The 13691-nt window shown below is 40.4% G+C and carries 10 protein-coding genes; 7 read left to right on the top strand and 3 right to left on the bottom strand.

From position 1 onward, the window contains the following. Nucleotides 1-205: 205 nt before the first annotated feature. The 5 genes from PPBDW_RS12925 (at nt 206) to deoD (ending at nt 6642) form a co-directional block, all read left to right on the top strand. Entirely contained in the window at nt 206-1498 is a 1293-nt protein-coding gene (locus PPBDW_RS12925) for a NupC/NupG family nucleoside CNT transporter (RefSeq protein ID WP_036795956.1), read from the top strand. A gap of 658 nt (nt 1499-2156) precedes the next feature. Further along, nucleotides 2157-2933: a deoxyribose-phosphate aldolase gene (gene deoC / locus PPBDW_RS12920; protein ID WP_036795955.1), complete on the top strand. Its 777-nt coding sequence runs from the start codon at nt 2157-2159 to the stop codon at nt 2931-2933. Nucleotides 2934-3152: 219 nt separating this feature from the next. Then, nucleotides 3153-4484 (top strand): thymidine phosphorylase, encoded by a 1332-nt coding sequence (gene deoA, locus PPBDW_RS12915; protein WP_036795953.1) that lies wholly within the window; start codon nt 3153-3155, stop codon nt 4482-4484. A gap of 10 nt (nt 4485-4494) precedes the next feature. Beyond that, nucleotides 4495-5715: a phosphopentomutase gene (deoB, locus tag PPBDW_RS12910; RefSeq protein WP_036796480.1), complete on the top strand. Its 1221-nt coding sequence runs from the start codon at nt 4495-4497 to the stop codon at nt 5713-5715. A gap of 207 nt (nt 5716-5922) precedes the next feature. Further along, on the top strand, nt 5923-6642 hold the full coding sequence (gene deoD / locus PPBDW_RS12905) for a purine-nucleoside phosphorylase (protein ID WP_036795952.1): 720 nt from the start codon (nt 5923-5925) through the stop codon (nt 6640-6642). 98 nt (nt 6643-6740) lie between these two features. Here the strand turns inward: deoD and PPBDW_RS12900 are convergent, their stop codons facing one another. Further along, a complete protein-coding gene (locus PPBDW_RS12900) occupies nt 6741-7355 on the bottom strand; it encodes a YtjB family periplasmic protein (RefSeq protein WP_036796479.1) in 615 nt (204 codons plus the stop codon). Nucleotides 7356-7617: 262 nt separating this feature from the next. On the opposite strand from PPBDW_RS12900, the gene serB reads away from it, so the two are divergent. Further along, entirely contained in the window at nt 7618-8583 is a 966-nt protein-coding gene (gene serB / locus PPBDW_RS12895; protein ID WP_036795950.1) for a phosphoserine phosphatase, read from the top strand. A 66-nt stretch (nt 8584-8649) separates the two neighbouring features. Here the strand turns inward: serB and PPBDW_RS12890 are convergent, their stop codons facing one another. Next, the gene (locus PPBDW_RS12890) at nt 8650-10998 is read right to left on the bottom strand and encodes a PilZ domain-containing protein (RefSeq protein ID WP_036795949.1); all 2349 of its coding nucleotides are present in this window, start codon (nt 10996-10998) and stop codon (nt 8650-8652) included. A gap of 150 nt (nt 10999-11148) precedes the next feature. Here PPBDW_RS12890 and radA point away from each other — a divergent pair, with 150 nt between their 5' ends. Next, nucleotides 11149-12540, top strand: a complete 1392-nt coding sequence (gene radA / locus PPBDW_RS12885) for a DNA repair protein RadA (RefSeq protein ID WP_036795948.1) — start codon at nt 11149-11151, stop codon at nt 12538-12540. 76 nt (nt 12541-12616) lie between these two features. Here radA and PPBDW_RS12880 read toward each other — a convergent pair whose 3' ends face one another. Further along, nucleotides 12617-13600: a M23 family metallopeptidase gene (locus PPBDW_RS12880; protein WP_082386826.1), complete on the bottom strand. Its 984-nt coding sequence runs from the start codon at nt 13598-13600 to the stop codon at nt 12617-12619. Nucleotides 13601-13691 lie beyond the last annotated feature (91 nt).

The raw sequence follows: 13691 nt of genomic DNA, 5'->3' as shown, positions 1-13691 counted from the left end.
AAGCCAAACGTTTGCGCTAACCGTTTACATTGCCATACCTCTTATGTGTGATTCCGATCACAATAGCGAATTCTAATACATCAAGTTTCCTCATAAACTGTGATCTTGGCATTACATCATCACCAACTCCATGAGTATAATGCGCCAACTCTTAAAGAGCCGAACTGTCAAGACGCCAAAACTTAACTATAGGATTCCATAAATCATGAGCCTGCTAATGAGCCTTGTTGGGATGGTGGTACTGCTACTAATTGCTGTACTACTTTCTGATAACCGTAAAGCGATCAATCTACGTACTGTTGGTGGCGCATTTGCTATCCAATTCCTGTTGGGTGCATTTGTACTCTATGTACCGGTAGGCCGTGATGTGCTGTATGGTATGTCACAAGCAGTTGCTAACGTTATTGCTTACGGTAATGACGGTATTAATTTCTTGTTCGGCGGCCTAACCTCAAACAAGATGTTTGAAGTGTTCGGTGGTGGCGGTTTCGTTTTCGCCTTGCGTGTTCTGCCAGTTATCGTGTTTTTCTCTGCTCTTATTAGTGTGTTGTACTACTTAGGTATCATGCAGGTTGTTATCAATATTCTTGGTGGCGGTCTACGTAAAGTACTGGGTACATCACATGCAGAATCAATGTCTGCAACAGCGAATATCTTTGTTGGTCAAACAGAAGCACCTTTAGTTATTCGTCCATTCGTACCTAAGATGACTCAATCTGAGCTATTTGCAGTAATGTGTGGTGGTTTGGCGTCAGTTGCTGGTGGTGTACTAGCAGGTTATGCACAAATGGGTGTACCACTAGAGTACTTGATTGCGGCGTCATTTATGGCAGCACCAGGTGGTCTACTATTCGCAAAAATCATCAAGCCAGAAACTGAGCAGCCAATTGAGCAGCTAGGCGACAATGTTGATGAAGCTGAAGAAAAACCAGCAAACATTTTTGATGCTGCAGCTGCAGGTGCATCATCAGGTATGCAACTAGCACTAAACGTTGGCGCAATGCTACTAGCGTTCATCGGTCTAATTGCACTAGTAAACGGTATGTTAGGTGGTATCGGCGGTTGGTTCGGTATGCCTCAGTTAACACTAGAATTAATTCTAGGTTACATCTTCTCACCATTAGCATTCTTAATTGGTGTGCCATGGGGCGAAGCACAACTTGCTGGTTCATTCATTGGTCAAAAGATTGTTGTTAACGAATTCGTAGCTTACCTAAACTTTGCCCCTTACTTAAAAGATGTGGCTGACGGCGGTATGTTAGTAGCAGAGACTGGTGCGGTAATGTCTGATAAGACTAAAGCAATCATTTCATTCGCATTGTGTGGTTTCGCTAACTTATCTTCAGTCGCTATCCTACTAGGTGGTATTGGTAGTCTTGCTCCAACTCGTCGTGCTGAAATCGCTCGCTTTGGTATGAAGGCTGTTGCGGCTGGTACGTTATCTAACCTAATGTCTGCAACCATTGCTGGTCTATTTATTACTCTTGCTGCATCGTAATAACTAGCCTCAAACGATAAAAGAAAAAGCGCCACAGTGAATACTGTGGCGCTTTTTTGTTTTAATTGGCTGTTTTAATTGGCTGTTTTAATCGAATAGTTTGTTGGAATAGGAGTGGGGGCAAATTAATTTGATGGGGTGGGTGATATTTAATGTAATAAAATCGATTGCGTTCCCCTTTCTAAATTCTCACTCTGTTATTATTCGCTTGTAGAAACAATTCAGTAGTTGCGGTTAATAAATTATTGCCGTTATTTGCATGATAAATAACAGTTATGCAAAAAGAGCTATTTTTTTTCGATCAAGTCGCATTAGTTACGATTACACTTTTTATTTCAGTAAACATATTATCCACCACAGGAAACACGAGTTTAATAGTCGAGTCGTGGTTGAGTTGATATTATAAGTAAGTAAAACCTAAACAGGTTAGAGTAACTTTATCTAAGATTAGGTAGCTCACGCGGTGATAGGGATAGTAACCAAGACAACATTAATTTGTTGCAGGGTCTTCAAGGAATAACGTCCGCTCATAGATGTCAGCGATAGTAAATGTCGTTGCATTGCAGTGAAATTGATTAGGTCACTGCTGAATTCATACCGAGTATTCAGGTAGTACTATTAATACTACCGCGATCAAACATTACGACTGGAGATAGTCATGAGCGATTTAAAAGCTGCAGCACTACGTGCATTAAAATTAATGGATCTTACAACATTAAATGAAGACGACACTGATGAAAAAGTGATCGCACTATGTAAGAACGCAAAAACAGTTGTTGGTAACACTGCTGCAGTATGTATTTACCCTCGTTTTATCCCAGTAGCTAAGAAGCAGTTACGTGAGCAAGGTACACCAGATGTACGTATTGCAACTGTTACTAACTTCCCACACGGTAACGATGACATTGAGATCGCTGTTGCTGAAACTAAAGCAGCTGTTGCTTACGGCGCAGATGAAGTAGACGTAGTATTCCCATACCGCGCACTAATGGCGGGTAATGCAGAAGTAGGCTTTGAGCTTGTTAAGCAATGTAAAGCAGCGTGTGGCAATAACGTATTACTTAAAGTTATCATCGAGACTGGCGAGCTAAAAACGGAAGCACTTATTAAGCAAGCTTCTGAAATCTGTATCAATGCTGGTGCTGATTTTATTAAAACATCTACAGGTAAAGTGCCTGTAAACGCAACACCTGAATATGCTGAAATCATGCTTAATGTGATTAAAGATATGGGCGTAGCAAAAACAGTTGGTTTTAAGCCTGCTGGTGGTGTGCGTACTGCTGAAGATGCACAACAATACCTAGCGATGGCTAACACTATTCTTGGTGATGAGTGGGCAGACAGCCGTCATTACCGTTTCGGTGCATCAAGCCTACTTGCTAATTTACTTCACACGTTAGGTGAAGGCGAGCAAGCAGCACAAGGCGGCTACTAAGCTTCTTTGAATAAGGTGGCGTTATGCCACCTTATTATTCTTAGCACTAATTGTTTTATATTAGTGACAATTATCTAGGTTATTTAACCATATTTATCAATGATGTATTGGCATCACTGGATGAATTCGTGCACGTAAATTTTAGCAAAATAATAGCTTAATTTTACAATAGATAATTAATTCCCCCCCATTGAAAAACATATCAGTAAGAGGATCGTCATGTACTTACCTCAAGAAATTATTCGTAAAAAACGCGACAACATTGCTTTGACTGCCGATGAAATTAATTTTTTCATTCAAGGTGTTGCTAAAAACACTGTCTCTGAAGGTCAAATCGCTGCATTTGCAATGGCGGTTTATTTTAATGATATGACCATGGATGAGCGGGTTGCATTAACATGTGCAATGCGTGATTCTGGAATGGTGATTGATTGGGGGCATATGAATTTTGATGGTCCGATTGTTGATAAGCATTCAACCGGTGGTGTGGGTGATGTGACCTCTTTAATGCTGGGCGCAATGGTAGCGGCATGTGGCGGCTATGTACCAATGATTTCTGGTCGTGGTCTTGGTCATACAGGTGGTACGTTAGATAAACTGGAATCAATTCCAGGTTATAACATTACGCCAAGCAATGAAGTGTTCGGCAAAGTTACTAAAGAAGCTGGTGTGGCAATTATCGGTCAAACGGGTGATTTAGCTCCTGCAGATAAGCGTGTTTACGCGACACGCGATGTTACTGCTACCGTTGATAATATTTCATTGATCACTGCATCTATTCTGTCGAAGAAATTAGCTGCTGGTCTCGATTATTTAGTCATGGACGTTAAAGTAGGTTCTGGCGCATTTATGCCAACTTATGCAGCATCAGAAGAACTTGCTAAATCTATTGTTGCTGTTGCTAATGGTGCTGGTACTTGTACTTCAGCGTTATTGACTGATATGAACCAAGTATTGGCATCAACAGCGGGTAATGCACTTGAAGTACGTGAAGCAGTACAATTTCTAACAGGTGAATACCGTAACCCACGTTTATACGAAGTTACTATGGCATTGTGTGCTGAAATGTTAGTTATCAGTAAACTTGCATCAGATTTACCGCAAGCACGTGCGAAACTCCAAGCAGTGTTAGATAATGGTCAAGCAGCAGAACGTTTTGGCAAAATGGTTGCAGGTCTTGGTGGTCCAACTGATTTTATCGATAATTATGATAACTATCTTGATAAAGCAGAAATCGTTAAACCTGTATTTGCTGAAACAACCGGTTTTGCGAGTGCAATGGATACTCGTGGTTTAGGCATGGCTGTGGTAGGTATGGGCGGTGGTCGTCGTGTCGCTAGCGACAGCATCGATTATGCCGTTGGTTTATCTGATATGATTCGTCTTGGTGATGAAGTGTATGCTGATACCCCATTAGCAATGGTACATGCACGTACTGAGGCACAGTGGCAAGAAGCTGCTAAAGCTGTACGTGCCAATATTACTATTGCAGAAGCACCGTCAGAAGCAACCCCTGAAGTATACCGTCGCATTGGCAAGCAAGATGTATAACGGAGCAAAAATGAAACGTTCAATTATTTTAGTTTTAGATTCTTTTGGTATCGGCGCGACTGAAGATGCGGTTGATTTTGGTGATGTAGGTGCAAATACCCTTGGCCACATTGCAGAAGCATGTGCGCGCGGTGAAGCTGATAATGGCGATCGTAGTGGTGCTCTACATTTACCAAACCTAACTAAACTTGGTTTAGCAAAAGCCTGTGAAGAGTCATGCGGTAGTTTCCCTGAAGGTATGGATGCTGATGTTGAAATCGTTGGTGCCTACGGCCATGCGAAAGAAATTTCATCAGGAAAAGATACGCCTTCTGGTCACTGGGAAATTGCAGGTGTGCCGGTATTGTTTGATTGGGGCTATTTCAGTGATAAAACCAATAGTTTTCCTAAAGAGCTAACTGATCGCATCCTTGAGCGTGCAGGTCTCGATGGTTACTTAGGTAACTGCCATGCATCAGGTACACAAGTACTGGATGACTTGGGTGAAGAGCACATGCAAACAGGTAAACCAATTTTCTATACATCTGCTGACTCTGTATTCCAAATTGCATGTCATGAAGAGACTTACGGTCTTGATAAGTTGATGGAACTTTGTCATATCGTGCGTGAAGAGCTAGAAGATTATAATATTGGTCGTGTTATTGCGCGTCCATTTATTGGCGCAGGCAAAGGTCAATTTGAGCGTACGGGTAACCGTCGTGACTTATCACTTGAGCCACCTGCAACAACTATTTTGCAAAAGTTAGTTGAAGAAAAGCAAGGCGAAGTGATTTCTATCGGTAAGATTTCTGATATCTATGCTGGTTGTGGTATTTCTCGCAAAGTAAAAGCAACCGGTATTCCAGCTTTATTTGATGCAACGCTAGCACAAATTGAAGTTGCTGGTGATAACAGTATCGTCTTCACTAACTTCGTTGATTTTGACTCAGCTTATGGCCACCGTCGTAATGTAGCGGGTTATGCTGCCGCGTTAGAATATTTTGATCGTCGTTTGCCTGAAATTTTAGCATTGCTAAAAGAAGATGATGTGCTAATTATTACTGCTGATCATGGTTGTGATCCAACATGGCCAGGTACTGATCATACACGTGAGCATATTCCTGTGATTGTAACTGGACCAAAAGTTAAAGCAGGATCATTAGGTCGTCGCGAAACATTTGCGGATATTGGTCAAAGTCTTGCCGAGCATTTTGGTACATCTGATATGGCTTATGGTAAGTCGTTTCTATAAACCTAATATAGTGGCATTATCTTAATCATCAAGGCGAGGAGTCATTGGATAAATCGCCTTGATTAGTATAAAAGTATGCATGTTTGTACGGTAGCGATTGTTGTCGTTATCTGAACGATATTAAGCGGTTATTAGTCATCGGTGGTGGGTGTTTTAATCGATATGGCCGCCACTGGTAACTGATTCAATTAACAAAAGGATATAACTATGGCTACTCCACATATTAATGCTGAAATGGGTGATTTTGCAGATGTCGTGCTGATGCCTGGTGATCCACTACGTGCTAAGTTCATTGCAGAGACATTCCTAGAAAATGTTACTGAAGTATGTAATGTACGTAGCATGCTTGGCTTCACTGGTACTTACAAAGGTCGTAAGATCTCTGTTATGGGCCACGGCATGGGTATTCCTTCTTGTTCTATCTATGCGACAGAGTTAATTAAAGACTTTGGCGTGAAGAAAATTATCCGTGTTGGTAGTTGTGGTGCTGTACGTGATGACGTTAAATTGCGTGATGTTGTTATCGGCATGGGCGCATCAACAGATTCTAAAGTAAACCGTATCCGTTTTGGTGGCCATGACTTCGCAGCAATTGCCGATTTCGGTATGGTACAAAATGCAGTAGATGCAGCAAAAGCAAAAGGTATTCCAGTTAAAGTGGGTAATATCTTCTCAGCTGATTTGTTCTACAATCCTGATTTTGATTTCTTCAAAACAATGGATAAATACGGCATTGTTGGTGTTGAAATGGAAGCCGCTGGTATTTATGGCGTAGCTGCAGAATTTGGTGCTAAAGCTCTGACTATTTGTACTGTTTCTGATCATATTCTACGTGGTGAAGCAACAACATCAGAAGAGCGTCAATTAACGTTCAACGAAATGATTGAAATTGCTCTAGAATCAGTATTACTTGGTGATGCTGAGTAATAGTGAACTGAATAGGTACTCTGATTGAGTGCCCATCAGAATTAAAAAAGCGGTAACAGTGTCAGCTGTTACCGCTTTTTTATGGATGTTAATCAGTGCTATTGGCGATGATTACGCAGGAAAGGAAAGTTACCTTGATAATGCTGACGGCTAAATACTAGCATCAGTAATCCGCCAAGGATCAATGCTGCAATGATTAGGCCTCGAATAATGGCAGTCATAGAAGCCATTTGAGCAAAAGCATGCGCCAGTAGTTTATCGTGTTCAAGAGTGATCCGCATAAATCCAATAATGTGGCCGTTAAGTAATACCGGCTCTGCAATTTGTTGACGGCCAATACTCGCTATCGCTAATGGGGTCGATAGTCCGGTTAATTGCTCTAGTGGCATTGCAGCTTTAGTTTTTGCTAATACCACCCCTTCAAGATTATAAATGCTGGCATCTAAGATCAATGGCTCAGTGGTTAAATTTTTAACCAATAATTGCAGTTGATCTTGGTCTTTATTTTCAAGATCTACTGCTGCATTTTGAGCCGCTTGACGCACAATAATTTGTGATAAGGTTTGAGTTTGCTCACTGAGCAGTTGGTAGTTTTGTTGGCTAAGTAATGCACCATATTGGAGTATGCCGATAAATGTTAATAAACATATTAGCAATATAACGGTTTTATGCAGACGCTGACGTTGCCACCGTTTGGTATTCCATTGGATCATTAATATCACTCGATTATCCTAGTTACAGTTATTCTACACTAAAAAAATAATGGATGATTATTTCCCCCGCAGGGAAGTGTTAAACTTTATTAACAAATAATAGTTATTAATGATTAGTTGTAAGTTGATTGCGTAAGTTGCTAATTATATGGATTTAAATTTATTTTTTTGTTAGTGATATAATGGTCAATTCTCAATTGGGCTTGCTCTTCTGGAGTACAATCGTTAGGTTTGTAGTAAATAAATTGTTAAGGATGACGTAATGGACGTTGCTAACGTACTCAAAATCAACAAACACCCGACCTTATTTAAACGCTTTCCAGAGATACTATCTGTCACTAATACCAGCAAGCGCCAAGCGAGTTGGCTGGTATATGGTAAACAAATTTCCACTGATAATATTGATGCGATTAATGATGTTGCACTGAATGCTATTGAAATTGTCGCAGCATGGAAAGTAGGAGCTTATGATGCGATTTTGATTGCCAGTGAATTAACGGTAGAGCAACAACAAGTGGTGCTTGAACAACAGTTAGATTTTGCTTATGTCAGTGATATTCCTGATTTATCCATGCCTGGAATTGTAGTGTTAGATATGGACTCCACTGCAATTGAGATTGAATGTATTGATGAAATCGCAAAACTAGCTGGTGTCGGTGAAGAAGTGGCTGCAGTTACTGAGCGGGCAATGCTTGGTGAGTTAGATTTTGAACAGAGTTTACGCCAGCGAGTGGCAACTTTAGCCGGTGCTGACGAAACGATTTTGACTCAAGTACGTGATAAATTACCTTTGATGGCTGAATTACCTCAATTAATCACAACCTTGCATCATTATGGATGGCAAGTGGCGATTGCATCAGGAGGATTTACCTACTTTTCAGATCACTTACAGCAGCAATTTAACTTGGTATCAGCAACCTCAAATACGCTTGAAATTATTGACGGTAAGTTAACGGGTAAGGTGATTGGTAAAGTCGTTGACGCTAAAGCAAAAGCGGAAATATTACTGGCACTAGCCGAAGAGTTTGATATCGAGCCACATAATACTGTCGCTGTTGGCGATGGCGCTAATGATTTATTGATGATGGAAGTTGCTGGGTTAGGGGTGGCTTATCATGCTAAGCCGATGGTTGAGCAACAGGCAAATGTTGCTGTTCGTCATGCTGACTTAGGCGCGGTGATTTGTATTTTATCAGCATCGCTAGCTGAGCAACGTTTAGCATGGTGATGTGACATAGTATCGCTATCTGCTTAATAAATCGCACCTTATAAAGGTGCGATGTGTTAACTAAGGTTAGTGAATTTCAAGCCGAATTAATACTTCGTCGGTAATGTCTGAGATTTCACCGCAGCCCATTAACGAGGTAAATTCTATCTCTAATGCGCGTGCCCGATGGAGTGTTAAGCGTGCTAATTGACTGAGTTTTTCACCAATTAATGCCGTGAGTGGATTTAATAACGGTAATGCGGTGATCCGCAACGCAAACAAATCGCCTTGTTGGCGTGCTTGGTGAATATAAGCACGTAGGCTAGCAACATCATCAAAATCCTCCCGTAGTTTAGTCTCAACCTTATGTATTTTATTGCCGTTAAACTCAATCGCTAGATATAACTCATGAATAAAAGGCGGTTGTTGCTTGTCTCGTGGCCGCATAGGATCTGCTAGCAACTCTTTAACGCGTTGTTTGAAAATAACATCAAGATTGAAGCGATTATTATTATTCAGTTGCTGGAGCATATTTGCCAGTGGTGATAATGGTAAATTAGATCCGACAGCTTTGACTTTTATTTTATGATCAATCTTCTCAGCAAAATAAGGCAAGCTATGCAGCCTCGTTAGTAACATTTGATGCATCGCTAATAACATTGCCGGCGAGGGTTGAGGCTCTTTACAAAGTGGCAACTTTTCAAGGTTGGATGCAATTAAACTGCGTAGAAATTGCCCACCTAATAGACCTTCTTCATTTTCAATGGTTGTTAACTGAATATTTTTACCATTAGGACTGGTACGAACGATCTGATAAGGCATATTTTTTAAAATATCATTTTTAGTGCTACGGGCTAGTTTAGTAAATTCAATTATTACCGTATCACCTTGTTTACACCGTAATGGTTGATCCAAATTAATATTAAGTCCACGACTTGAAAAGTCGATCGAATGGCCACTAATATTGTCATCACCTTGGTGTAATGCGATGGTTGTTTTATACCTAAACCGAGATTCACTTCGCAGTGGTTTAGGATCAAAATGAATCGCTTCAGCTTGGCTGATTGGATTTCGAGGATGACGAAATTGGTTTAGCTCTTGGGCAACTAAGGTTGATGGAGCACCACAGAGATAATCAGATTGTACTTGGGAGTGAGTTAAATCCTGCAAAGTACCAATATGTGATAAATCCTGACAACAAGGCATCATTTCTGGAGTGAGTTTTGCCAATGTTTGCACATCTGTTGACGTTAAAGGGGATAGCGTTAATTGCATCACGCGCCAACTTTTACGTTTAGCGCCTACTTGCCAAAATAATAGCCGTTGCTGGCGAGTCATTTCAGACAATGCTGCCGAATAAAAATAGCGTTGACCTTGATGCTCATGAAAGAAGCTATAAATTAAGGTGCTGGTTTGTGATACCTGACTTAGTCCAAGGTTAGTAATCCGCGTTGTTGATAACAGATGATTAATCACTGGCTGATTACGCTCATCATGCCAATACTGCCATTGGTGTTGATTATGATCCGTTAACAGGCTGTATTTTAGGTGTGTTCCTGCAAAAAATAATGGCATCGTTGTCGTATGTTTTAAATAGCAATGCTCAAAACCTTGCGTGCGCAGTTGAATAATTTTATCGTCATGGTTATTGCGACTTAATGATTGGTGCTGATCATGCTTAATGATTGCCTGAAGTGCTGTATTTTCAGTTAATGCCAGTAATCGTAACCATTTTATACTGTCGTTATCTTGAATATCATCAATGCCTAAAATACGATAGTGGTGACTTAGATTAAGACGAGCATCTTGATATTGCTGTGCCAATTGTGGAAACGAAGCCGCGATGGTTTGACCTAGTTGGTAGTCAAACGCTGCTGGTACTTTACATTTAGCCCCAGAAAGAGAAATATCGACCGTTGTGGCTAAGACTTGTTGATTGTTAGCCAACGTTAATGCCATCGGCGTTGCAATACTGAGCCTACTTTCTTCACGGCTAAGATAGTATCCAAATCTAATCAGTCGCGCTTGGAACAAGCTCGATTGGGTATCTGTCGTAGCAGTATCTACTGATGGTGTTTTTTGTTGTTGGTGAATAATACGAAAATTGTTATGGGTATTAATTAATTCTTCATACAGCCCATAGCAATATTGTCCGCCAAATACTGCATTGCGGTGATGATAAATATTAATAGCGACATCGTCCAACCAATGACTATGACCATTAAATGTATATTGTCGACATTGACCTTTAACCCGCCCTCGCAGATCAATAGTTTTATTGCAAGGAGCCATCAAGCGATTGATTTCCATTTTTATTTGTAGCCGCACTGGCCCCGTTTCGTGTTCAGTCAATAACTTGAACGTGGTCTCAAAATCGGGTTTGTTATAAATTGGCAATAATTGCTCAATCAGTGCTTTATAATCGTCGAGATGCATGATTTGGTCATATTGATGAATGGCTAGTTGTACTATCGACCTGTAGAGTAAAAAATTTAGGTTTAACTGACATATATTTGTCGTTATTCGATAGTTTCTTGACGCTAATGTGATTAGCGATTGTGAACAATAACTGATATAGGATTTAGAATGGCAAAAGCAGCAAAACGAGCATATGTATGTAGTGATTGTGGAATGGACTTTGCGCGTTGGCAAGGCCAATGTTCAGGATGTAAGTCATGGAATACGATCACTGAATTTACTATTCCGAATACTAAAACAGGTGTAGTAACCTCTGCTCGTTCAAGTTTGTCAGGCTATGCAGGCATTGCTGGTGGTGGCTCTAAAAAATTACATGAAGTTGAAGCGGTTGATGCGCAGAAAATGCTGACCGGTATTGGTGAGCTTGATCGAGTATTATGTGGTGGATTAACCACAGGTTCCGTGAATATTATTTCAGGCGATCCTGGTGCAGGTAAAACGACATTATTGTCAGACTTAGTGGCGCGAATGTCGAAATTAATGCCATCGTTGTACTGTACTGCGGAAGAATCGTTATCCCAGTTTAAAAACCGAGTTAATCGCTTAAAGTTAGACTGCAACGAAGATAACTTGTACTTAATGGCTGAAACCAGTGTTGAAGCGATTATTGCCGAACTGGATGCGAAGCAGATTAAATTTGCAGTTATCGACTCAATTCAAGCGGTATCAACGGAGTTAGCTAATGGTAGCCCCGGTTCACCATCACAAGTAAAAACAGCAGCTCAATCACTAACGCAATACTGTAAACAAAATAACGTTACGATGTTTTTGATTGCGCATGTTAATAAAAATAACGAGATAGCAGGCCCACAAACATTGGTACATATTGTCGATGCTTTACTGCATATCGATACCAATGATGGCCAAGTGCGTACATTACGTGCCAATAAAAACCGTTTTGGTGATGTTGATACTGTTGGTATTTTCCGTATGACCGAGCGCGGCATGCTCAGTGTCGATAACCCAAGTGAAATATTTCTATCGGGATCAACGACGGAATCTTCAGGCTCAGCGATCACCTGTATTCGAAAAGGTAACCGTAATATTTTACTTGAAATTCAATGTTTAACGACAGAGACCGAAGGGGAGTTTCCACAACGAGTCTGTGTCGGGTTAAACATGAATCGAATTAAAATGTTAACCGGTATTTTACGAAAACACGCAAAGACCAAAATCTTCCATGATACTTTTTTCAATATTGTCGGAGGATTAAAAATTGATGAATCTGAGACGTGCATCGATTTGGCACTCGTCGCGGCCTTATTAAGTAGCTTAAATGAATTTGTGGTGCCACGTACAACCTGCATTATGGGTGAGTTAAGTCTCAATGGTGACGTGCGTCCGATAGATAGCGGTGTACCGCGAGTAAAAGAAGCTGCTCAGCATGGATTTACCGAGATTTTTATTCCCTATCGTAATTACCATAAATCAATGGAAGGACTGGGTGCCAAAATTGTGGCAGTGAAAACTATCCATGAATTAATTGAGTTAATTAACTAATTATCATTGAGTAAATTGTTCTCAATAAAAAGGCCAATCGCAATAATGTGATTGGCCTTTTTAATCGGTGTGGTTGTTAAAAATCGTCTTGGTTGGTTGTTGATTGGGTATGATTTACGGTAGTGATACCAAGATCATGGTGTTCATCACCCGTTAATTGTACTTGCATAGCAACCATACTATTGATGGTATTTAATAACGATGCCCATTGAACATTCTTTTCTTGTTTAAACAAACTATCGAAATTTTCAATGTTCCATTTAACGAAGGGACGAGGATTAAGTGGCTTATCTAAAAAGCGAATTTCATAATGCAGATGTGGTCCGGTTGATAATCCTGAGTTACCCGTCCAGCCAATAAGTTGCCCTTTTTTTACAAATTCGCCTTGTTTGACTTTGAATTTACTCATGTGTGAATAAGTCGAAGTAAAACCCATGGTATGGTTTAAGGTTAATTGATTACCATAACCGTAGTTACTATTGCGAGCGCGTTCAATAACCGCGTCAGCTGGAGCATAAATTGGAGTACCAATTTTAGCTGCAAAATCAAGACCATCATGGCGTTTGCGTTTTTTAGTGATCGGGTGAATACGAGTGCCAAAGCCCGAAGTTAATTGTACATTGGGGGTTGGAGCACCATTAGGAATTAGCTGAAATAAAGTTGCTCTAACGGCAGAGTTAATTGCAGCAGTATCAACCCGCTGACTAATGGTTTGGTTATTGTCAGAGGGTTCAATACCGAGGACAGTTTCCATATCATCAATACGTTGATTAAGCGCGACTAATGATTTTTTCTTATCCGCTAAGGCTTGATTGAGATCTTGATTCATTGCCGTTTCTTCAGAAAGTGAAGCACTTAATGCTAATGCTTGAGCACTTAATTTCTGGGCTTTGATCTGAGAAATTTTAGCGTTTTGATAAAGGTGAAACATTGAATAGCCGCCATAGCTAAACATACCACATACAGCAATGATCACGGCCGTACGATAATAGCGCTGTAATGGACGTCGGGGTTTATTGGCTAATGATGGCTCTGATGATGGTGGTTCTAAATGAGACATAATCTATAGCTATTATTGATAAGTTAGTGAAAGCTGATCGGTGATGAACAGACGTTTACAGTGTTTAATATCGTGTCAACTAACAGTAAAG

Origin of the sequence: Photobacterium kishitanii (assembly GCF_000613045.3) — a bacterium.
In the GTDB taxonomy this organism is placed as follows: Bacteria; Pseudomonadota; Gammaproteobacteria; order Enterobacterales; family Vibrionaceae; genus Photobacterium; species Photobacterium kishitanii.
This window is presented reverse-complemented; position numbering and strand designations above follow the sequence as displayed.